This window comes from Candidatus Uabimicrobium helgolandensis, assembly GCF_041508025.1.
Lineage (GTDB): Bacteria > Planctomycetota > Uabimicrobiia > Uabimicrobiales > Uabimicrobiaceae > Uabimicrobium > Uabimicrobium helgolandensis.
On sequence record NZ_CP165719.1, the window covers coordinates 6008302 to 6029649 of the forward strand.

15 protein-coding genes are annotated in these 21348 nt (G+C 33.8%); 9 read left to right on the forward strand and 6 right to left on the reverse strand.

The features are described 5' to 3' along the window. Positions 1-5 precede the first annotated feature (5 nt). Both UABHE_RS22355 and UABHE_RS22360 read right to left on the reverse strand, forming a co-directional pair. On the reverse strand, positions 6-599 hold the full coding sequence (locus tag UABHE_RS22355) for a hypothetical protein (protein ID WP_372365515.1): 594 nt from the start codon (positions 597-599) through the stop codon (positions 6-8). Beyond that, positions 596-1258, reverse strand: a complete 663-nt coding sequence (locus UABHE_RS22360; protein WP_372365516.1) for an RNA polymerase sigma factor — start codon at positions 1256-1258, stop codon at positions 596-598. Before UABHE_RS22360 ends, UABHE_RS22355 begins: the two co-directional genes overlap by 4 nt. A 134-nt stretch (positions 1259-1392) precedes the next feature. Between UABHE_RS22360 and UABHE_RS22365 the strand changes: the two genes are divergently transcribed. Next, the gene (locus tag UABHE_RS22365; protein WP_372365517.1) at positions 1393-4275 is read left to right on the forward strand and encodes a HEAT repeat domain-containing protein; all 2883 of its coding nucleotides are present in this window, start codon (positions 1393-1395) and stop codon (positions 4273-4275) included. A gap of 43 nt (positions 4276-4318) precedes the next feature. Here the strand turns inward: UABHE_RS22365 and UABHE_RS22370 are convergent, their stop codons facing one another. Continuing rightward, complete coding sequence (locus UABHE_RS22370) at positions 4319-5140, reverse strand: hypothetical protein (RefSeq protein WP_372365518.1); 822 nt, start codon at positions 5138-5140, stop codon at positions 4319-4321. 775 nt (positions 5141-5915) lie between these two features. Here UABHE_RS22370 and UABHE_RS22375 point away from each other — a divergent pair. Both UABHE_RS22375 and UABHE_RS22380 read left to right on the forward strand, forming a co-directional pair. After that, the gene (locus tag UABHE_RS22375; protein ID WP_372365519.1) at positions 5916-6482 is read left to right on the forward strand and encodes a hypothetical protein; all 567 of its coding nucleotides are present in this window, start codon (positions 5916-5918) and stop codon (positions 6480-6482) included. 365 nt (positions 6483-6847) lie between these two features. Then, entirely contained in the window at positions 6848-7687 is an 840-nt protein-coding gene (locus UABHE_RS22380) for a leucine-rich repeat domain-containing protein (RefSeq protein ID WP_372365520.1), read from the forward strand. A 313-nt stretch (positions 7688-8000) separates the two neighbouring features. On the opposite strand, the gene UABHE_RS22385 is transcribed toward UABHE_RS22380, so the two are convergent. Then, positions 8001-8879, reverse strand: coding sequence for a Scr1 family TA system antitoxin-like transcriptional regulator (locus UABHE_RS22385; protein WP_372365521.1), 879 nt, complete (start codon positions 8877-8879; stop codon positions 8001-8003). A 366-nt stretch (positions 8880-9245) separates the two neighbouring features. Here UABHE_RS22385 and UABHE_RS22390 point away from each other — a divergent pair, with 366 nt between their 5' ends. The 4 genes from UABHE_RS22390 to UABHE_RS22405 all read left to right on the forward strand — a co-directional run bounded on the left by UABHE_RS22390 (position 9246) and on the right by UABHE_RS22405 (position 13578). Next, positions 9246-9452, forward strand: a complete 207-nt coding sequence (locus UABHE_RS22390; protein ID WP_372365522.1) for a hypothetical protein — start codon at positions 9246-9248, stop codon at positions 9450-9452. Between the two features lie 586 nt (positions 9453-10038). Then, the gene (locus UABHE_RS22395; protein WP_372365523.1) at positions 10039-11061 is read left to right on the forward strand and encodes a FecCD family ABC transporter permease; all 1023 of its coding nucleotides are present in this window, start codon (positions 10039-10041) and stop codon (positions 11059-11061) included. After that, positions 11058-11828 carry an ABC transporter ATP-binding protein gene (locus UABHE_RS22400; RefSeq protein WP_372365524.1) on the forward strand — a complete coding sequence of 257 codons (771 nt, stop codon included), beginning with the start codon at positions 11058-11060 and terminating at the stop codon, positions 11826-11828. The genes UABHE_RS22395 and UABHE_RS22400 overlap by 4 nt, the downstream gene beginning before the upstream one ends. Before the next feature lie 37 nt (positions 11829-11865). Further along, positions 11866-13578, forward strand: a complete 1713-nt coding sequence (locus UABHE_RS22405) for a serine/threonine-protein kinase (protein ID WP_372365525.1) — start codon at positions 11866-11868, stop codon at positions 13576-13578. A 316-nt stretch (positions 13579-13894) separates the two neighbouring features. On the opposite strand, the gene UABHE_RS22410 is transcribed toward UABHE_RS22405, so the two are convergent. After that, positions 13895-14842, reverse strand: a complete 948-nt coding sequence (locus UABHE_RS22410) for a GNAT family N-acetyltransferase (protein WP_372365526.1) — start codon at positions 14840-14842, stop codon at positions 13895-13897. A 196-nt stretch (positions 14843-15038) separates the two neighbouring features. Between UABHE_RS22410 and UABHE_RS22415 the strand changes: the two genes are divergently transcribed. Both UABHE_RS22415 and UABHE_RS22420 read left to right on the forward strand, forming a co-directional pair. After that, a complete protein-coding gene (locus tag UABHE_RS22415; RefSeq protein WP_372365527.1) occupies positions 15039-15647 on the forward strand; it encodes a peptidase C15 in 609 nt (202 codons plus the stop codon). Between the two features lie 465 nt (positions 15648-16112). Further along, positions 16113-20795 carry a protein kinase gene (locus UABHE_RS22420; protein WP_372365528.1) on the forward strand — a complete coding sequence of 1561 codons (4683 nt, stop codon included), beginning with the start codon at positions 16113-16115 and terminating at the stop codon, positions 20793-20795. A 104-nt stretch (positions 20796-20899) separates the two neighbouring features. On the opposite strand, the gene UABHE_RS22425 is transcribed toward UABHE_RS22420, so the two are convergent. After that, entirely contained in the window at positions 20900-21154 is a 255-nt protein-coding gene (locus UABHE_RS22425; protein WP_372365529.1) for a serpin family protein, read from the reverse strand. Positions 21155-21348: the final 194 nt, after the last annotated feature.

The following is a 21348-nucleotide window of genomic DNA, read 5'->3' on the forward strand; positions in this document are numbered from 1 at the left end:
GAATCCTAATGTCTCAACACTTCAAAATGAGTCCAGCTATCAATTTGTTCAAATGGAATTAGATCTTGAAGAAATTGTTCGCTAACATTGATATTAACCAATTCTTCAGAATCGCGATAGAAAACCATCGTTAATCTAACAGGTATCGCACTTTCGACGTGAATTTCGTACCCTTGCGCTAAACGTTGGCAAATAATATACGTGTCATCAGGTAAACCCATAATGCTACCAGGAATGTTACCTAACTCGCCAGGACTACCAGCTGCAACAGGTAAATCTTCGCGCAATACGATGTTATTTGCTTTTGTTAAAAGTTCGATAGATTTTGCCGTGGAAGTTTCGACATTCCACAACTGTTTTTGTTTTACGAATGGCGATAAAATTTGTTTTTCGACATGTAAAAAAATTTGTTCATTGAATTGTGTGAATATACTAGCGATTTGTTTATTATCGAACATTTGGCTAATATTATCTTCAAATAACTCACGACAATGCAAGCATAAACGAATATGGTCACGCCAATCTTGTTGAAATGTTTTCTCCACAAGATCAACATTTCGTTGCTGAAATATTTCTAGCAACTGATCGCATTTTTTCATTCGATTGTAACTCCATTCTTTTCTAAACAATGTTGCAAAAACTCCATTGCTCGGTATCTTCTCGTTTTTAGCGTATTGTTTACGATGTTTTCTCCTGTCATAGCAAGAATGTCTTGTTGTAACTCTAATAGTGGCTTACGAATACGTTCGGCAAGCTCTAGTAAAGTTGTCTCTTCTAGTATTTTTGCTACTGCCTGTAAAGATTCCCTGCGATGAGCAACTAACACTGTAAGAAGCGTTCTATACTTTTCAGGAAATTTATCAATGCAAAGCTCTATTACTTTTTTTACATCGCTTTCGCAAACAAAGTTTTGTGTGGTAGGTATTTGTAAATTGTTAAATGCAACAATATTTTTTCGACGGCGCATATAATCAATCAATTTATTTTTTAATACACCATATAGCCAACGACGAAACGAACTATTTTCTGGAGAAAAATGGGATTGCAATGTTTTAATAACACCTAGCCAGGTATTTTGAACAACTTCCTCTGCTTCTTCTACACTTTGTAAATATCGAAAAGATCGAGCAAAAAGTAAGCTCTGATAACGCTTTACCAACTCTGAAAAAGCGAATTGTTTCTGGTTTAGTCCACTACAGTAGATTTCAACTAACTTTTCATCAGTAGCATTTACATAATCTAAACTTGTGTCACTCATTATTCGATCCTTGAAGACAAAAATATTCAAATTTTTTTGCAAAATCTCATTTTTTTTGAAACTTCTGCCTATGTAGCGCGAAGTATAAGGCAAATCATTTACAACAATTCAAACCAACATCAAAGGACAAAAAAATGAGAAAGCACATACTGCTTATACTTCTTTGTATTATTTTTCTAGGTGCACAAGAGTTTAACATAATTGAGCCCAAGGTAAAAGTATTGGTAAATCAGTTTTATTCAAGTAATCAAAAAATTCGCAACGCTGCTTTGGCTAAGATTTTGGGTATTGGTTCTTCAGCCAGCCCCTCGTTAATTGCGGCATTGAAAATCAATAACAAAAATGTTTATTCTTATTGTGTTACAGCTCTCTTACAAGTAGGAAAAAAATCGGACTTGGAATTGGCGCTTAAATCACCGCACCCACGTGTTCAATCGGGAGCGAAATATGTATTAAACGAAAAAGCAAAACAACAAAAAATACATAGTGAAATTTCGCAACAAATTTCTCCACAAGTAAATCAATTTATCGAAAAGTTTTATTCTCCGGACAAAAAAGTGCGAGACAAAGCCCTAATGCAACTTGTCAAAATGAAAGAAAAGGCAGTGCCATCGTTAATTGCAGCACTACAAATACCCAACCAACAAGTATATTTATACGTTGTCTATTCCCTAATCAACATTGGACAGTCAGCAACGCCATCTTTGAGGCAAGCTTTAAACCATTCGAATGTGACAATTCGCAATGGCGCTAAATTTGCGCTAAGTAAAATACCACAGCCGCGAAATGTACCGCGAAAAAAAGTTAAAGTTGCAGCAAACAAACAAACCCTAAAAACACAAAAACAAAAAACAACGCAAAGTGCAGACAAGAAAGAGGAGAGTTTGGAGTCTAATTTGAAGATTCAAAGCCTTTCAAAAAATCTGCAACCAATCGCCAAACGTTTGCTTAGTTCTAATTATAGTGACAGAGTGTACGGCGCGAGGGATGCACAAAGAATGGGCAAAGCTGGTTTACCGCTTTTACCATTCTTAGTGCAAGCTCTAGATCATCCTAAACCATATGTCACAAAAAAAGTAACTAGTGCCTTATTGACTTTTGGAGCAGATGCCATTCCTGCATTAACTACAGGATTACAAAACTCTCACTCACAGGTTCGTTGGTATTCTTGCCAGCTACTAGGTATCTTGGTTGCGGTGCAAAGTAAATCAAAAGTAGAAAACCTGCTTTCGGATTCAAATGCTCAAGTGCAGAAAGTCGCACAAGAAACTCTAAACATTTTCCAAAAAGAACAAATGTATTCCGATTCTTCTCCGCAAAACATTCGCAAATTAATCGAAAATTTGGATAGCGTTGATTACAAAACGCGTACCAAATCGCGACAGGCATTAATAAATATGAAAGAGAAAGCCTTTGGTTCACTGTTGGCGGCCGTTGCTGATCAAAATAATTCTCTACGTCGTAGCGCCACAAAATTGATAAACGAGATTGAAATTTCGCCAGCGAGTATTTCTGAGATTATGTCGGTAGTTCATCATCCAAATCAAAATTTACAAAAAATTGCGCACACAATATTGTACCGTAAAATGGGAGACGGAGCTATTGCACCACTCGTGAATTATGCAAATAGCAGTGATATTAGCAAACGCACCCAAGCTGTTTTTTGCTTGTCTATACTAGGTCCTAAACATCGCTATGCTGGAGAACTAGCCAAAAGTAAAAGTAAGTGGCAACAATTACGAAGTCAAACTATTCTACCAGCGATCATGAAAAGTCTTACTCACCACAACTCCCAACTACAACAATCGGCGATTAATGCAGTAGTTACTCTCGTACAAAAAAACGAATACTTGTTGGAAATTATTGTATCACACCTACGCAATGATTCTTCGCAAGCGCAAGCAGGCTGTGCACTTGTGATAGGAAAAATGAAAGCTTTCAAATTGAAGAAAGAATTACTTGAAAAGACTGCTCACGATGACGAAACTGTTCGCGATGCGTGTTGTTGGGCTTTAGCGAATATGTATGCCAATGAAACACCATCTTCCAAAGCAGTATCTTCAGTAACGCGCTTGCTTCAAGACGAAGACAATAATATAAAAACTTGGGCAACAAATAAAATGCAGGAATATGGTCCCTTGGCCACTTCTGTATCAAGCTTAATACCTCTTTTAAAAAGTGATGATCAGCATGTCAGACGTACCACAACATACACCCTCGCCCAAATGGGTACAAAAGCAACAGAGGCTATTCCACATCTCATGACATTGTTAAATCATGACAAAGAAGATACGGTTCGTGCAGGAGCTGCCAAAGCAATTTTCCATATAAAAATTACTGACACAAAATACTTGCAAGATCTCATAGCTTCTTTAAACGATTCTTATCAAGATGTAAGGAGGCATGTAGCGAAAAGCATTGCGGGTATGGGAACAGAAGCCATTCAGCCGCTGATTATAGCAGCCGCAACTGATGAAGAAAATACTCGATTTTATTGTGGAAAAGCGGCGGGACATATTGGGCAGGATGCTATAGCAGACATGATCAATTTACTTACCCATAACGACTGGCGCTTACGCGAAATGGCAGCAATAGCGTTTGGAGTTATGGGGGAAATTGCCGAACCTGCAGTTCCTACACTAGTGCAATCGATGCAAAGAGAAACCAACTATAGTACTCGCTTTGAAATGGCACTAGCTTTAGGTGAAATTGGTAAGAACACCAGTGACATTGAAAATACATTAGTGGCGGAAGCTAAGAAAAAACAAGGTGCTCGTGGAGCATGTTTGCAAGCTCTTGCAAAAATAGGATGCCAAAATTATCAAACGGTTTCTTTATATTTAAATGCACTTGCAGATACACAGTGGAAAAGCAGAATTTGGGCAATCAAAGGTTTAGGAAAAGCTAAAGCAAAGCGCGGAGTAACACCACTAGTCATTATTGCTAATGATTATAAAGAGAGTTACCAGATGCGTCAAGCAGCTAAAAAAGCGCTCTTATTAATTACCGGTCAGTAGATTTACAAAAGAATAGCCATTTAAAGTGGCTATTCTTTTTACACTATGTAGCATTTTTAGATTGAGGTACTGTCAATAAGCTCTGAAAAGAATTGCGATTTTCGCCGACAATGGTAAGGTTTTTCCAGTCAACTAGGTATAAGTTATTTTCTATTAAAAAGCGATCCATTTTTTCACAAACGCAGTCTTTGGTGTTTTTTTGGCGAACTAAGTTTAAAAAAGCAATGTTATCTTGAACTATTTCACCCCACAAAATGAGGCTATCAATAGTTAAAAATGCAAAACTATTTGCAATAACTCTCTTACTCTCATTGTATCCGACACTATCATAGCGTTTTTGCACTTGAAAGATTTCTTGGATATTATCAACGGATAAACGAGATGTTTCCAAAGGAGATTCGATTAACTTACGCGAGTGAATATTTTCAAACTTCCCTTCTTTATCTTGTTTATCATAGATATTACCTATAGCTAAAAGTTCTGTATTAATTTCACGCGCGAACGACATAGAAACGAACTCAACTTGCCTTACATCACTTTCAGCAATAAAAAATACATCTCCTGGGTTCTGTACTTTTTCACCAGGAGTTACTTTGTTGTTAATGGTAGGCAAGGAATAATTTTTCTTCTTAAGCGCTACTTTAGTTTCTTCATCCTCTAGAAAAATTTCCAACTTACCGCTCTTTAAAAAATCACTCTTTTCCTTTGGTTTGGCATCAATTACTTTAAAACTCTGACCTCCCACGTGCATTTGCGTATCAACAGCAAATGTATCAGGCAACTCACCTGTTGGTATTTCGCAAGCAGCCAGTAATTTGTCACCTGACTCTTGATAAAAAGATACAAAAATCTTATCTCTGTTCATTTGTTATTCCTACAATTAGGGATTCTACCCGCAATATATTCATATTTTGCAAAATAATTTTCGTCATTCTTCAAGATACACAGCACTAAACTGGTCAATTTACTGCTATGTCAAATAAGATATCCATTAGTTTTAATGAAATTCAATTTATAGGATATCACAATGGAATTCAATCACTAAAAACTTGACATACACAAAGTTGCCTAGAATTTATTACTTTGACTCGATAATTTTTACAGAAAATTTATCTTGACCATGGTTTTTTCACTCATAAACTAAAATGCTATTCTTAGCCTTCTCTTGTTAGTATTGCGGAAGATTTTGGAGGTTTATTTAGATTTTGAATATAGTTTTGAAAATTTAAATCTTTATAGAGCATTGAGAAATCGAAATCGACATTGGAATATAACTATGTTTTGGTGTTGAGTAAATTTTCTATGTGCTACGAAACAAATTTATTGGAGGAGTAGATTTACGTTTGTAGATCAAGCCGATGATAACAAGCCTAGATAGGAGAAAGAAGACAAATAGTACATAAGAAATCTCCAGGTTTTGTGGTGTGTATAAGAGAGATAAAAATAAAGTCTTTTACTCAAGACTATTATAATTATAATATCTATGTGAAATAGTTGTTTACATAAAAACACATTGGATACAGACAATCTTTTTATATTAAAGCTCTTAGACGGTTGCTAAATTCGTTGTAACGCAAACGTCATTAACCAAAAGAACAGAAGTTTTATATATGAGCTCTCCTTCAAATAAGGTTTATGAAATGAAACAACAAAAGCCTCTTATCTCGCTATCTGCAAATGAAACCCTAAATACACAAAATCCCCAAAAACAAATTCTAGCCTATAATCTAAACCAAATACTACCAACAGAGGATCTATGGAAGCATTGGGGTAACTCAAATCAAAAATGGGATGAGCCAGAGAGCAATTGGGATGAGCCAGAGAGCAATTGGGATGGGAGCAATTGGGATGAATTACCGATACAAATGCAAAAATGGATTAACAAAGGTAACATCACCAATAATCAACGTGTTGTAATCAATCGTTGGATTTTGGAAAACGCATTTCCAGAGGCATTTGAGTCGACAAGTCATTTGTACGCTGATAAAGTTGATACCAACAACACAAAAAACAATTGGATTGAAGCCCTTCAACCTACAGCGAAGCCTGCATTGGAAGGTAAATCCCAATCATATGTAAGCAATTACAACACAAAACATCTACGTAAATGGTGGGTTATCGTATTGCTCCATTTTGTCTTACTTCTATCAGTCGCTGCAATGTGGAGTTTGCGTAGTTATATACCCGATGTTCGTGAGTTATTGTGAGTCTGGCATTGAATTATTTACGAGTCTGGCATTGAATTATAGAATCATAAAAACGCTGTTTTTTATGTAAGCATTTTGTTTGCTATTATTATTTTTAGTTTACATCTCTATGGACAAAATACATATAGCTCATTAAATGAAGAGCAATCTACTACATCTCTTATATTTTTGTTTTCGGGAATTCTGATTAATATAATATGGTTTGCAATGTCTTCGTTATTTGGCTTTAACAGGTCTTCAACGATAATAAGAGTTAGAATTACTGATAATAGTTTCTTGACTAGTATCTATATTCATTTTTCTTAAGGTATATATTTCTGAATATCTAATTTTACCCATTTTATTTTTTCTACTTAGAGGTATATATGTCTAATTCTGAGCGAACAAAACTCTTTCTATCTTTTTTGGTACTGGGGTTTTTATCCCTTATTCTGTTCTATATAAATCCACATGTTATGAAACCTCAAAGAAGTAAAATTCTAGTGTTTTTCTCTGTGTATCTTCATTTATCAATAACTATACTGTGTCTATCTATTTTATTTTTCGTTACTTCTATTTTTGATAGAAAGGAATGTCAAAAAAAATGCAATATACCTCAACGCAATTCTGTACAATATGATCGCAAACCAGTTATTCACTATAAGCAACATATAAAAAGAGAGTTACCAAAATATATTGCAAATGATACCTGTTACAGCGACTGTACTTTCTATTTAAACGAAGATAAGAAGTATACGTTTGATTGCGTGAGATTTTATAACTGTAGTTTTGAAACCGATGTTACCTTTGGAATGTTAACAAATTGTGATTTTCATAATTGTGTTTTTTGGGGAAAATTAATTATTGATTTGGAAGATATGCAACTAGATGAAATACCTAGCTGGGTATTCAAACTAAAAGCCCTTACTCACCTAGTTTTTAGCAGAAATAAACTAATAGAACTACCAATAGAGATCACTGAGCTAAAAGCTCTCATTCACCTAGATCTTAGCAAAAATAAAGTAATAGAACTGCCAACAGAGATCGCTCAACTAAATTCTCTTACTTGTTTAGTTATCAATGACAATAGGATAAAAGAGCTCCCAGAAGAGATCTCTCAACTAAAAGCTCTTACTCGTCTGTTTATGTATCACAATTACATGAAACAGCAAGACAGAAAACAGATCAAAAAATGGCTCCCTAACTGTCAAATATGCCATTGGTGATGTCTTATCGTACTTGTCAAACTTATTAATGAATTTCGTTTAAAGAGTGACAGACCAATAGAATAATTCAATGCCAGACGTGTGCGATGAACTTTATCATATTGAAATATGATAAAAGTGCTGTATAAAAGATGAGGGAAGGCCCTCTGAATCAGCTTGCAGGAGAAGATCCCGGAATTATAAGAGGAGCAAAACTTTAGTTGGTATCTAAGTTATGAAATCTTTAGAAAAGTTAGAAATGCAGTTCTCCACTATTGTTAATTCGGACAACGGTTCTACCACTTAGCTACCGGAAGATTTTGTCCAATTGTGTTCACTTCTTTGTTTTTTTGAGTAAATTACACAAATATTGTATTGTTTTTTCTTTGTTTAGAGCACGGTTCCAGTAATCACAAAAAACCGTGTCGAAGTGACGTAACATTTGCGGATCCATTTCTCCACAAACAACTTCTCCATAATACATATATCCTAACCATAAGTAGTTGTTAGCGTACAATCGAAAATTAGTTGCTGGATGTGGGCAAGTTGGTCCGGGTTGTAATATGCGAATTTCAATAAAATTATGATTTTTCATGAACTCTATAATGTGTTCTATTTGCTTAGTTAATATACTTGATGGAATCATCACACTCTTTTCAAGGATTGTGTCTAAAATAATAAATTGCGATGTAATTCTTGCATCGAGATAGGTTTGTTTTCTTTGTTTTCGCGCTTCTATGAATTTTTCTATTTCATTGGTGGAAAATCTATGTTGCTCATTTTGCCATTTAGAACAAAGATATTTAGTGTACTCTGGTATTTCAATTTCTGGGTCTAACCACGAAATTACCAAACTTTTCATAATACCAATATTCTTCCGTTGATAAAACATCTCATACATCACTTTTTGTGTGCTAGCGAGACTATGATGCGCATTTCCTAACAAAGAGATGTTGCGATTGGAGTAGCCACCATGTGCCAAAAGAATTTTGGCTGTAATAGGATCTAAATCTAAGCTAGATATAATTTGATTGATCTTGTCTTGGCTTAGTATATAGCCTTGTTTTTCTGCGCGAAACCAATGAGTTTGGGAAAACCCTACTTTTTTTGCCATTTCTGTGGTCGTGATTTTGCTTTTTTTCTCTTTTTTTGCAATATTTTCTCTAATCTTTCCCAAAAAATAACCAAATGCAGCACTTTTCTTTTTTGTCATTTTTACTCCATAAAATAAAATTAAAAAAATATCACTGTTGCAACTATCGATATAAAAGAGAATCGTTTTTTTCATAAAATGAATAATTTGCTACGAGTTTAAAATAGCATTTTTTAGGGTAGTATAAATTCAATTCTAATTCAATTGTTAGGGAGAATTTATGGATTATACTACAGATAATTTAATTGTCATGATAAATGATGCATATAAAAGAAATAAAACATTCTACATTTGCAACAACAAGTTAGAATTTAAAGTTGCTTCATCCTGGTTAAAGATTTTATGCTTATACGCTTTTCTTTTTTTTACTATAGCTGTCGCCATACACAATATTTATAGTGGCACTGAGATAACCTTTTCCTCGTTATGGTTAGCGATTGTCTCGTATTTTTGCGTACTAGCCCTAATGGATTGCAATTAAAACCTACAACTAAAAATAACTGGCAAAAGGTATGTGTTAGTGATTTTGATTTCCAAATAAACAAAGAAAAAGAATTTACTTTAGAAAAAAACTATGATAAAGACGGTGAAATAAAATTACGTACTTTTCTTTATTACGCTCGAACAACTTAGATGTTAAAAGCTACTTGAAGTCTGTTTTCAAGTAGCACAAATCGTTGTTTTTATGCTATTATGTTAGAGAGCGTTCAGATTTATCTTCCTTATAATTTAGCTTTTAGAGATTAGTTTCGTTATTTTTTCAATTACAGAGCATAATTTTAACCTCAAAACTAGGGCGTGTCATCATTCAAAATATTGTGTGTTTTTTCGAGCCCGAGCCCGTTTGCGAGCCCGTTTCCGAAACTTTCACTAACAATTTATCAAAGAAGCAAAGTTTCTTTTTCCATCGCAAAAAACTAGTATTGAACCAATAAATCACTTTCTGTCGCTCTCAAAAAGTTTTCGGGCGCGGGCTCGCAAACGGGCTCGGGCTCAATACTACCGGCGTATCATTAAATGAATCCGTTATATTTTTATCTGTATTGAATGATGACACGCCCTACTATTTCCTAAAACAATTCACATTATGCAAAACCTAAATGTCGGCGCATCCTAAACTCCAAAAGAAAGTTCAGCAAACACCTTCTCTTTAGTGTGGGTAAATATAAGCTTTTAAAAACACGTAAGTGTTTTTAAATTCACTGTTAGAAAGCAATAAATGAAATCGCGTAAATTTTTATTTCTATTTTTGGCTGTTTTTTTAGTTTTATCAATAAGCTTTGCAACAATAGTAGGTAGTGTACATATCCCATTACAAAAACAAATGTTTGCCATGACTAACTTGCTTCAAATTACCAATGTTCCATTAGAAGCGAGTGATGTTTTCATATTACTACACATACGTTTACCACGAGCAATACTAGCAGCATTAGTTGGATTTTCTTTGGCTTTTTGTGGAACGATTATGCAAGGAATTTTTCGCAATCCACTTGCCGATCCTTATTTACTTGGCATTGCTAGTGGAGCAACGGCAGGCGCAACAATGATGATTGTTCTTGGTTTTTCATTGTCGCTAATGATGCCAATAGGTGCTTTTTTGGGAGCGATTTTTTCTGTGGCAATTACCTACTTGATTGCTCAATCACAATGGGGAAGTTTTTCCAATGTAACACTCATTTTATCTGGTGTTGCTATGGGGGCAATGTTTTCTTCTATCACTACTTTTTTCATTTTTATCTCAGAAGACGAGCAGTTACGCCATATTATGTTTTGGATTATGGGAAGTTTGGCAAATAGCCGGTGGCTATGGATTTTCTATTTATCAATACTTTTGGCGATCGTTGTTATAATTGCAAATTTTTTAAGTAAACAGCTTGATGCTTTATCCTTAGGAGATGATATGGCTTTTCACCTAGGAGTGAATCCCGCGTTTATTAAAAAACTGCTTCTTTTATTAGCAACAATACTAACTGCCGCTGTTGTTTGCGTTTCTGGAACAATTGGCTTTGTGGGGATTATTATTCCCCATACTTCGCGCCTACTGTTTGGATCAAGCCACAAGAAATTACTTATTGCTTCAGGTTTTATGGGAGCGATTTTTTTGGTATTTTGCGATATCTTGTCGCGAACAATTGCTGCTCCTGTCGAAATCCCTATTGGCATTATTACCGCTATTTTCGGGGCACCTTTCTTTTTGTATTTACTCATTCACCATAAAAAAACAGTGGGTAGTATTTTATGATGAATATTCGCATAGAAAATTTAAGCTTCAGTTATCAAAACAAGCCTATTCTCAAAGATATTTCACTCAAAATAGAGCGTCGAGAAATGTTTGTAATTGTCGGGGCAAATGGCTCGGGAAAAACAACACTACTTCGTTGTATCTCAGGATTAAAAAAGATCGAGAAACAAAAAGTCTATCTAGGATTAAAAGATTTAGTCAGTATGTCTGCGCGCGAAGTAGCGCAATATCTTAGTGCACTAGAGCCGCAAATTAATATTGGCTTCAATTACACGGTTCAGCAAGTTGTGTCAATGGGAAGAATAGCTTTCACAACAACCCCACAACAAGATGCAAAAATTGTGAACACTAGCATGAAAAAAGCACACGTAGAGCACTTTGCACAGACCTCTATTTTTAATTTGAGTAGTGGCGAAAGGCAAAGAGTTTGGTTAGCAATGGCATTAGCACAAGAGCCGCAAGTTCTGATTCTTGATGAACCAACATCCTACTTAGATATAAAATACCAATTACAAATTCTAAATGTAATGCGTTCTCTTACTGATCAAGGCATAACTATTATTGCTACTATCCACGATTTATGCCTTGCAGCACAATATGCAACTAAAATAGCAATGTTAAAAAATGGCCAGATTGTAGGTATTGGCACACCTGAAGATATTATTACTACCGAAAAAATTAAAGACGTTTTTGATGTCGAAGTTCAGATATACCAAGAAAATAACCAAATTATCGGCGTAGTTCCGAAGAAAAGTCAATCTACCTAGTTAGTAGATATATCTCTTACCAATGAAAGAAAGACCAATGAATCCGAAAATGTTTTCTCATTATCAGATCTTATCCAAAATAGGGCAAGGAGGAATGGGAACCGTTTATAAAGTTTATGACACTACACTCCAGCGAACGGTCGCTTTAAAAGTCATCGACAATATTGAAGATAATATTCATTTGAGAAGGTTTGTACGCGAAGTGCAAGCAATGGCAAAACTAAATCATCCTAATATTATTAGGATTTATGAGTATGGAGAACATCCAATACCTTTCTTTACAATGGAACTTGTCGAAGGAATGAACCTCGCGAAATACATAAAAAATTCACCTAGCAATTGGCGCAAAATAGCAGAAATTATGGAAAAATTATCTGAAGCATTGTACCAAGTACACAAAATTAATGTACTACATCGCGATATAAAACCTTCCAATATTATGCTTACAAATGAAATGATTCCTAAATTAATGGATTTTGGGTTAGCAAAAGATAAAAATGCTGAGGAAGAAATTACTCAAGTATCGCAAACAGGTCAAATTTATGGAAGCGTTGCTTATATGTCTCCGGAGCAAGCACGGGGTTCATCAGATACAAGAAGTGATATTTATTCTGTTGGCGCAACATTATACGAATTATTGACAAAGCAACGAGTTTTTCCATTTAGCTCTCCTTATGAAACCATTTATAATATTTTCGAAAAAGAGCCTACTTCTCCCAAAGAAATCAATCGCGATATTCCGTTAGAGTTACAACAAATATGTCTAAAATGTCTTGAAAAGATGCCAGAGAATCGTTACCAAACAGCGCATGATTTAATGCGCGATTTAAGAAATTTTAGAAAAAATCGTCGGGTTGCCGTAAAAAGGCAAATGAAAAAACAAGTGTTAAACTTTTTCCAAAAATATACAATCGGATTGCTATTGATTTTCTTTGTAATAACTACATTTAGTCTAGGATTTCTCTACCAGCAACAGGAAAAAACATTGCAGAAAATTAGCAAGGAAAAAAAAGAATTAGCAAAAACTAACTTAACTTTAACTACAGTTTCTAGTGATTTCAAAACACTTTCTCTGCAATTAGAATCAAGTAAGAACATTGTTGCAAAGCAAAAAGAAATCATAGAACAAAAAAAAGAAGAAATTGATTATCTAAAAAAAGGATTCTCGCATGTGGTGGAAAGAGCAAGTTTCTATTTAAGGATAGGGGAGGAGCATGACAGGCTGACAAGAATGCTAGAAAGAGTACAAAATTATCCAATCGCTCAAATACATAAATCATTGGGATATATAAATTTTATAAACGGTTTTCGCTCTATGCATGATGATCCACAACAAGGGAAAATATATTTTACAAGAGCAAATGAACACTATGATTTTATTATTACTCAAAATCTCATGGATAAAGAGTCTCTTTACTTTCAATCACTAGTATATGCTAATAGAGCTAAGTCTCATGCTTTTTTGAATAATGCAAGTACATGTTTGAAATACATGAATAAAGCGATAGATTTGATGCCTATCTCCAGTAATTATGTTGACAGAGCTATTTTTTATTTTTTATTTTTAGAAAAAAATGTACAACGAGCAATACAAGATCTAGAAAAAGCAGTAGTAGTAAGCGATCAAGGACCACACAAGTTGACGAAAACAGAAATTTTTGCCATTCAAAGTAGAGTAGACAGTCTTAAAAGAAACCCTAATATTACAGTGAATGAGCTAAAATTGTGGTTTACAGCTTTAGTAAGGTAACGAACAACGGTTACTAGCGCGACATTATGCAAATTGTTGAATAATTATTTTTCTTCATCTAAATTCTGTTGGCGATATGGACAAAAATTCGATAAACACAGTAAACGAGAAATTTGATAGCGAACTATTTGTAATTCGTGCAACTAAAAAATCACTGTGCTTATCTTCTTTTAGCAAGGTATTGACAACTTGCTCCATTGTAAATTCCTTATTTTAGTAAATCGCAAAACCACACTTCAAACATGCGAATAAATTATATTTCTTCTTAAAATAAATACGAATGTTTTTCCACTATGTTTACAATATCTAAGATCAGTTACAAATGAAGTGTCATCATAACATCTCCTCTGTCATATACAGGCTTCAAATCAGCGTTCATCTTAAAACCAACTTTACGGTATAAGTTAATTGCAGGAACTAAGCCTGAATTGGTTTCTAAAAAAATACTCGAAGTACCTATTTCTTTTGCCTTGTCAATAACCGCTATCGCTAGTTTTTTTCCAATTTGTTTACCTTTAGCATTTTCGGTAACGGCCATTTTTGCTAACTCATACTTACCATCAGAGTGTTTTATTAAAGCACATGTCCCGACGATTTCGTTTCTATACTTAGCAAAAAATATATGGCCTCCAGGTGCAATTATATATTTTTCAGGATTTTTTAAAATCTCTTTGTCTTTATCCTCTACGTAAAAATACTTCTCTAGCCATTCGTAATTTAGGGTAGCAAATACTTTCTTGTGCTCAGAGCTATATTCAAAAATCTGTACAGTAGATAGCTGCTTTTTCTTGTTTTGTTCGTTGTATCTCTCGTGTAAACTCTTTTGATTCATCTCTTTCTCTAGCTTTTCCAGCACATCAATAATGTCATAACCTGTTGCGTTAGTAATTTCTCTTATAGCAGCGTAAATCTCTTCCCATATTTCTGTCAAATTATCAATGAGCCCTTCACCCTTGCTAGTCAATTCCAGCATATTTTTGCGCTTATCTTTTTTATCTTTTTTTGAACGAAGTACACCTTTCTTTATCATTTCTTTTGATATTTGATTAACAGAAACATGACTAACACCTATTTTTTTTGCAATTTCAGTAACAGAGTAACAACCGGGATAACGATAAAACAGAGAAAACATCGGAAACCATCGAGGTTCAAAATCAATATTGTGATCACTATATATTTTAATACCGTCCTGCATTAAACGATCACTGATTCTCTTAAATCGACTTCCTAAAGCTAATTCACCTAGCTGTTGTAATATATCCATTTTACTACTCCAAAAATAACAAATATTAATTACGTAACTGCTTACGTAATTAATATAAAATACATTGTTTTAGATGTCAATTATTTTCTAAAAAAATAATACAATGTTCTGTTTTTGACTATTTACAAAGAGTTAGATAAAATTTAATAGGAATGTTAACGTTCTATAAAAGCTCAAATATACGGAAAGATGAATAATGAAAATTTTACTGACAGGTTTTAACTCATTTGCAAATGTAGTGACTAATCCTTCCCAGCAAATTGTCGAGAAGATAGATACCCAAAAATTTTTGTCTGAAATTGAAATAATTACTGAGGTTCTACCAACAGAATTTGTAGCTGCAGGAAAAAAAATTGAAGAACTCATTACCACTATTTCGCCGCAGATTATCTTGCTTTTGGGTGTAGCTGCGAAAAGAAAGCATATTAGCTTAGAACGTGTAGCACTTAATCTAAACGACAGTTCTCTACCTGACAACACAGGTTTACGTATAGAAGGAAAGCAAATTGTCGAAAATGAACCGCTAGCCTATTTTTCATCGCTACCATTATTACATCTCAAAGAGCAATTAGAAAAAAACGATATTCCATGTGAAGTATCCAATCACGCGGGAACCTATGTGTGTAATCACACTTTTTATCTTGCATTGCGAAAAATTAAGCAATTAAGAAAAAACACTGCATGTAGCTTTATCCATGTACCTACTATTTCCCAAATAGAAGAACCTAACGCGATCAGTTTGGAAAAGCTTATTCTGGGGATAGAGATTTTAATAAACTCTATTCACAAATATTACGCAGTTTAGAATTAAAGTCGCAAATAAAATCGAAAACTAGGTTCCTAGGTTCTTTCTCAATTTTGATGGGCGCAGTTTTACTTATATTTTGATCAAAAAAATACTAGAAAAAGGGAAGATATAATCACAGGAAACGATAAAATATAGAGAAAAAAGAGCTAAAAATGTTTAGGATCTGTCATCAATTAGATTAATAAAGTAAAATAATGCTAGAAACCAGATATACAGCCGCTAGAAAATTTTGAGCAGTCTTGTCAGATCTAGCTACGGCATGTCGAGATTTAAAAGAATAACTAAAATAATGTAACTTAGCTTCTTGCGTTATTTTATTAAGATAAAATTAGAAGATTTAAATGTCGACACGCCTTAAATATCTCGCTTTGTAAAGGTTGATTGTAGTACAAAATTTATACGTTGAAACAAATAAGACCAGGTATTTTTTTATAATTGTTAGCTTAAATAGAAGTGATTATTATGAACGAACTTTCTAAATCCAATTACCAACTAGCACAAATTATTTTAGAACGCAGTATGGTAGAAAAGACGTTACTAGAAAAAGCACTAAGTATGTGTAACAAACAAAAACTGCATTTGTCACAATTTTTAGTACAAAAAAACATACTTTCTACAACTCAAATTGCAAAACTTTCGGCAAATCGGACTTTACAGTTTGATAAATACATTCTTATTGATGAATTCGCACGTGGAGGGATGGGAGTAGTTTATAGAGCGAAATCGATGGATTTAGATCGTGTAGTTGTGTTAAAAACATTATTAAGCAATTCTGAAAGTAAAACAATTTTACTAAAGCGATTTTTAAAAGAGGCGCAAGCAGTGGCATCGCTTTCGCATCCAAATATCGTACAGCTTTACGACTATGGTGAGCATAAACGGATACCATATTTTACAATGCAGTATGTCCCAGGAAAAAATTTTGAGGATTTTATTTATGAGAATGATGACTTAGAAGTTAGTATTAAAATTTTATTAAAAGTTTCTCATGCTTTACATTATGCTCATGAGCAGGGCATCGTTCATCGCGATATAAAGCCAGCGAATATATTGTTAGATAAAAATAATGAGCCATATCTAGCTGATTTTGGTTTGGCAAAAATAGAAGATAAAACGTCATCTTTAACGCAGACCGGTAAAGTAATTGGTACTCCTTTTTTTCTATCACCAGAACAAGCACAGGGTAATAAAAAACTTGTTACTAAAAGTACAGATATTTATGCTTTGGGTATTATTTTATATCAAGTTCTTACAAAAAAATATCCATTTACAGCAGATAATCTTTCTTTGTTGTTGAGGAAAATTGAGACTGAAACCCCCACTCCTCCACAAAAAATTAATAACCAAATTCCAAAACAACTCAACTATTTATGTCTAAAAGCCATCTCTAAAAAAATAAAAAATCGTCATTCAACAGCCTTGGAATTCGCAGAGGATTTACAACAGTATCTCGAACAACCACAAGCGGTGAGTCATAGATTAGCCGTTTTCTCTGCCAAAATGTGGTGGAAAAATATAAAGACAAAATTTGCTATTGCAATTTGTATAGTTACAATTTTTATTACTGGAGTAACTATATGGCAGCATCGTAGCGAACTGGATATTAATAAAGAGCAGTTACGCGATAAAGCTTACTTTGAAATTAAAAACCTCATCGAACAAAAAAAGTATGGGGTAGCTCTGTCTAAAATTAATTTGTTCTTACAAAAAGATATTGTGCCGCGAATTATCGCACTAAAAGCAAAAATATACTACGAACAAAATGCGACAGCAGTCGCACGTAAACTTTTTACTCAAGCACTGTCTTACAACAAACAAGATAAAGTTTTGTTATTTAATGCAAGTGATTTTTACTGGGTGATAGGTGAAAATAAAAAAGCCTTACAATTGATTACTCAAGTTATTAAAATTTCTAATGACCAAGCAAAATATTATCGATTGCGCGCTCAAATCTACGATAAACTCAACGAAGTACAACTATCTAAACAAGACAATGGCACTGCCAACAAAATAGAACAAGCGGATATCCACAAGTATTTACAGAAACTTAAAAATTTCAAAAAGCAACAACAGTGGGGAAAAGCAATTGCAATAACAGAAGAGATCTTACTCCTATATCCTAGTTATGCAGATGCTTATAAAGAACGTGGCAAAATTTTTTATCATCGCGAAGATATTGTCTCTGCTATTAATGACATCACCCAAGCTATAGAACTACAACCCTCTTTTACTAACTATCATCTCCAAGCTAAGTGGTTACAAAAAGGAGGTTATCATCAAGATGCACTCACTAGTTATTACACACTACTAAATTACAAGAAAAACATGGAGTTCTATGAACAAATTCTGCAACTACATTGTCATTTAGGTGAATATGATAAGGCTGTGACTCTTTATAATGAAATTGCAAAAATAAATACAATTACTCCTTCTGTTATACTAGTTATGGCAAAGATATATTTTTATCGCAATAATTTTTCATTGGCGAAAACATTCATAGAACAACTTGAAGAAATACAAGATAAAGAAACTCTTTATTTACGAGGAATGATTTATTTTCGTCTCAACCTTAACGAAGTTGCCTATCACTCATTACAAAAATTACTTACTTTTGAAAATCATTTATCAAAAAATAGGCAATTCGATCTTTATCGAACACTTGCTGAAATCCTTATGCAAAAGGGAGATAATAATCGAGCCAAAGAGTTTTTAATAAAATCTCTTGATATACACCCTACCCATGCTCCCACGAATTTTCTATTGGGAAAATGTTACGAACGTCTAAATAATTACAAGCAGGCATTATCTCTATATACAAAATCTATTGATCTTGAACCTTGGCAAGAAAAATTTTATCATCGACGTGGAAATGTCAATTTTAAATTAGAAAAATGGCTTTCTGCGCACCACGATTTTCTAAAATGTATAGAACTAGGTAGCCGCTCACCAGAATTAGTTTCACAGCTTTTTAATACTACTTTTAACGAAGGACAGGCTTTCAATCGCATGCTGATGATGAGCATTATATTTGGAAAAATACTGTCACTTTACAGGAATACCGAAATTACCTTATTTGGAGAACAACAACAAAACTTAGCGAAAGATATTTTGAATACACCTTCTAGAAATTATTATATTGTAGATTCCGCAAAAAAACTTGATATTGCAAAACAGTTTCTACAACGTCTGGATAATAATTCTTCCAAAAATGTCAAAACCATTGCTGCAAATGGTCTAAACGCTTTACATTATATTCCTGAAGTGCTTAACTTAGTTCGTCTTGCCGTTAAAAATAATCCTTCATCTCCGGTTTTAAGAACCATTTATGATAAAATGTGCAACAAACAACTAAGTGATGCCAAAATTGTATTAAAAAAGTTACTTATTACTTATTTCACTGCAAAAGACCAAAATTCCTTACTGCAAATCTACAACAATAAACAGGTCTACACTGAAGTACTAAAACATCTCTTATATCAAAAACAAGAAAACCCTGTAATTCGTTTTTATGCAGGAGAAGTACTTGTTCTAATGTGCACGCGAAATGCTTATGAGATTGTACGCAAAGCAACATTGTCTTCAGACACCGAGGTGGCTCTTATTGCTACTGCTGTCTTCGCTAAATATAAAAAACCTTCTCATCGCCAATGGAATGTACGTGAGCTCTATTCGCTTTCGGCTTTTTTAAAGATACAGTATATTGAAAATGTTGCGCAAGAAAATATAGAATTGTGGTTAGAAGATCCGGATATATATGTTCAGTTGTACGCCATAAAAAAAATGTGGTCGATTGGCAATGTGATGCCTCTAAAATCGTTAGTAAGACTTTGTAAAAACGAGAAACCTCTTATCAGAGCTTTTGCGTTAGAGACGATGTGGAAATTACAAGGGCACACTCATAAATTTAGAGAATATGTTGCAAAAAAATATTCATACTTGCTAGTAAAGGCGATGGATGATACAAATGCAAAAGTTCGACAAATAGCGGTATTCAGTGCGCAAAAAATTTCATTACCCGAATGTCGTAAAAAACTTTATGAAAAATTACATGATGTAGAAAAGTTTGTACGCTCGCAAGCCATTATTGGCCTTGCTCTATACGGTGAATTTGAAATAGTAGCGAAAATTACTCTAAACCTGAAAGAAGAATTTGCTATTCGTTTGATGCCATTTGCTTACTTTGAAGGAGCTACTTCGAAAACAAAAATGCCCGTTTTTACCTTTGCCAATACCTTACAACGACTAACAAAAGATCCTGACGAGCGTTTACGTAGTGTAGCTATTGCTTATTTAATGAAGGCTGGCGGAGGTAAGGTTGCCAAATTTTTTATTCCACAAATAGATACAAAAGATGATACAAATCGGCTTGCTGTTGCTACTGGCCTTGGTTCCAGTGGTAATTTACAGATGATTTCATATCTTATGGATATAGCCAAAAACGATAAAAATATAGAGATTCGTAAAGCTGCTTGTTGTTCTGTTGTACGTATTTTATTCCAGAACAACGATAAACGATTGTCAACATTTCATAGTTACTTGCTAACCCAAGAGAAAGAAATTCGTCAAAGCGCTTCTATTGGATACACACATGATATTTATGAAATATTTTACCGCAGCCAGAAAAAAGCATCTTCGGTAACAAACGTTTTTGATAACAGTGAATATAAACATTTCTTGTACAACATCGAAAATAGTACAGAACTACTTCCTTTAGAACTTCGAGAGAGTTTAGAGTTTCGTTTAGCAAAAGCATACGAACTCGCTGAAAAAGATCACCAAGCATTTAACAGCGGTGTTATACAATACTTATGTGGAAAGAAACGACAAGCACAACAAACCCTAATGCAGTGTAATCTTGAAGGGAATGGATTATATTCCTATTGGTTAGCACGCATTTATTTTGATGAACAAAAATATGCCCAAGCACAAAAATATATAACAAAAGCAGCGCAAAAATATCCATGGGATCGAAAAATTATTAAACTATATGCCAACATAGAACAAAAAATGGGTAATCGTTTAGTGCAAAAAGAGTTGAACTATAGGATTGAGATTATGAATGAAACGATTGCTAGGCTAGAAGAAAGAACTATAATACCAATAGCTTTTATTTATAGGAATTTATTACCTAAAAAAAATAAATAACGCATTGTCTTTCATTATAACGATTTTGAATACATCAATCATTACTACAATAAAACACGAAAACCCTAATAGAAATTTGTGCAATTCATTGAGGAGATTTCTACTTAAATACATTCAACAACAGATCTCTGAATGTATTTAAGCGCAGCAGCTTCTGTTCCTTTTTCATCAACATTTACAAATGCTTTATGCACAACTTTGTCGATAAATAATTTTTCGATTGTTGTCATACCTGAAAAATTGGCAATACTTTCTTGAAAAGCGTCCACCATACCTAAATTGTGCAGCACTGTATTGGCATTGAATTTACTTTCCATTTTGAATTTCGGCAGTGTTACAACCATTCTTTCTTTGCGCATTTTTATTTTACTTTTGTTATGCTAAATTAGTTCGCTTACTAAATTTTTTAGTATATCGAGCCTTTGATAAGAAAGATACTGAAAATATCGTTAAGAAAGTATAAAATTAGAAACGAGCATTTTGAAAACTCTCTTTTGCATTGAGATAAAATAATAGCAAGTAAAGGTATATCGATGAAAAAACTCAAATTTTT

Bases quoted from the DNA above. Each gene is read 5' to 3' on its own strand.
- UABHE_RS22355 (WP_372365515.1), bottom strand. From the start codon at position 599: ATGAAAAAATGCGATCAGTTGCTAGAAATATTTCAGCAACGAAATGTT.
- UABHE_RS22360 (WP_372365516.1), bottom strand. From the start codon at position 1,258: ATGAGTGACACAAGTTTAGATTATGTAAATGCTACTGATGAAAAGTTA.
- UABHE_RS22365 (WP_372365517.1), top strand. From the start codon at position 1,393: ATGAGAAAGCACATACTGCTTATACTTCTTTGTATTATTTTTCTAGGT.
- UABHE_RS22370 (WP_372365518.1), bottom strand. From the start codon at position 5,140: ATGAACAGAGATAAGATTTTTGTATCTTTTTATCAAGAGTCAGGTGAC.
- UABHE_RS22375 (WP_372365519.1), top strand. From the start codon at position 5,916: ATGAAACAACAAAAGCCTCTTATCTCGCTATCTGCAAATGAAACCCTA.
- UABHE_RS22380 (WP_372365520.1), top strand. From the start codon at position 6,848: ATGTCTAATTCTGAGCGAACAAAACTCTTTCTATCTTTTTTGGTACTG.
- UABHE_RS22385 (WP_372365521.1), bottom strand. From the start codon at position 8,879: ATGACAAAAAAGAAAAGTGCTGCATTTGGTTATTTTTTGGGAAAGATT.
- UABHE_RS22390 (WP_372365522.1), top strand. From the start codon at position 9,246: ATGGTTAGCGATTGTCTCGTATTTTTGCGTACTAGCCCTAATGGATTG.
- UABHE_RS22395 (WP_372365523.1), top strand. From the start codon at position 10,039: ATGAAATCGCGTAAATTTTTATTTCTATTTTTGGCTGTTTTTTTAGTT.
- UABHE_RS22400 (WP_372365524.1), top strand. From the start codon at position 11,058: ATGATGAATATTCGCATAGAAAATTTAAGCTTCAGTTATCAAAACAAG.
- UABHE_RS22405 (WP_372365525.1), top strand. From the start codon at position 11,866: ATGAATCCGAAAATGTTTTCTCATTATCAGATCTTATCCAAAATAGGG.
- UABHE_RS22410 (WP_372365526.1), bottom strand. From the start codon at position 14,842: ATGGATATATTACAACAGCTAGGTGAATTAGCTTTAGGAAGTCGATTT.
- UABHE_RS22415 (WP_372365527.1), top strand. From the start codon at position 15,039: ATGAAAATTTTACTGACAGGTTTTAACTCATTTGCAAATGTAGTGACT.
- UABHE_RS22420 (WP_372365528.1), top strand. From the start codon at position 16,113: ATGAACGAACTTTCTAAATCCAATTACCAACTAGCACAAATTATTTTA.
- UABHE_RS22425 (WP_372365529.1), bottom strand. From the start codon at position 21,154: ATGCGCAAAGAAAGAATGGTTGTAACACTGCCGAAATTCAAAATGGAA.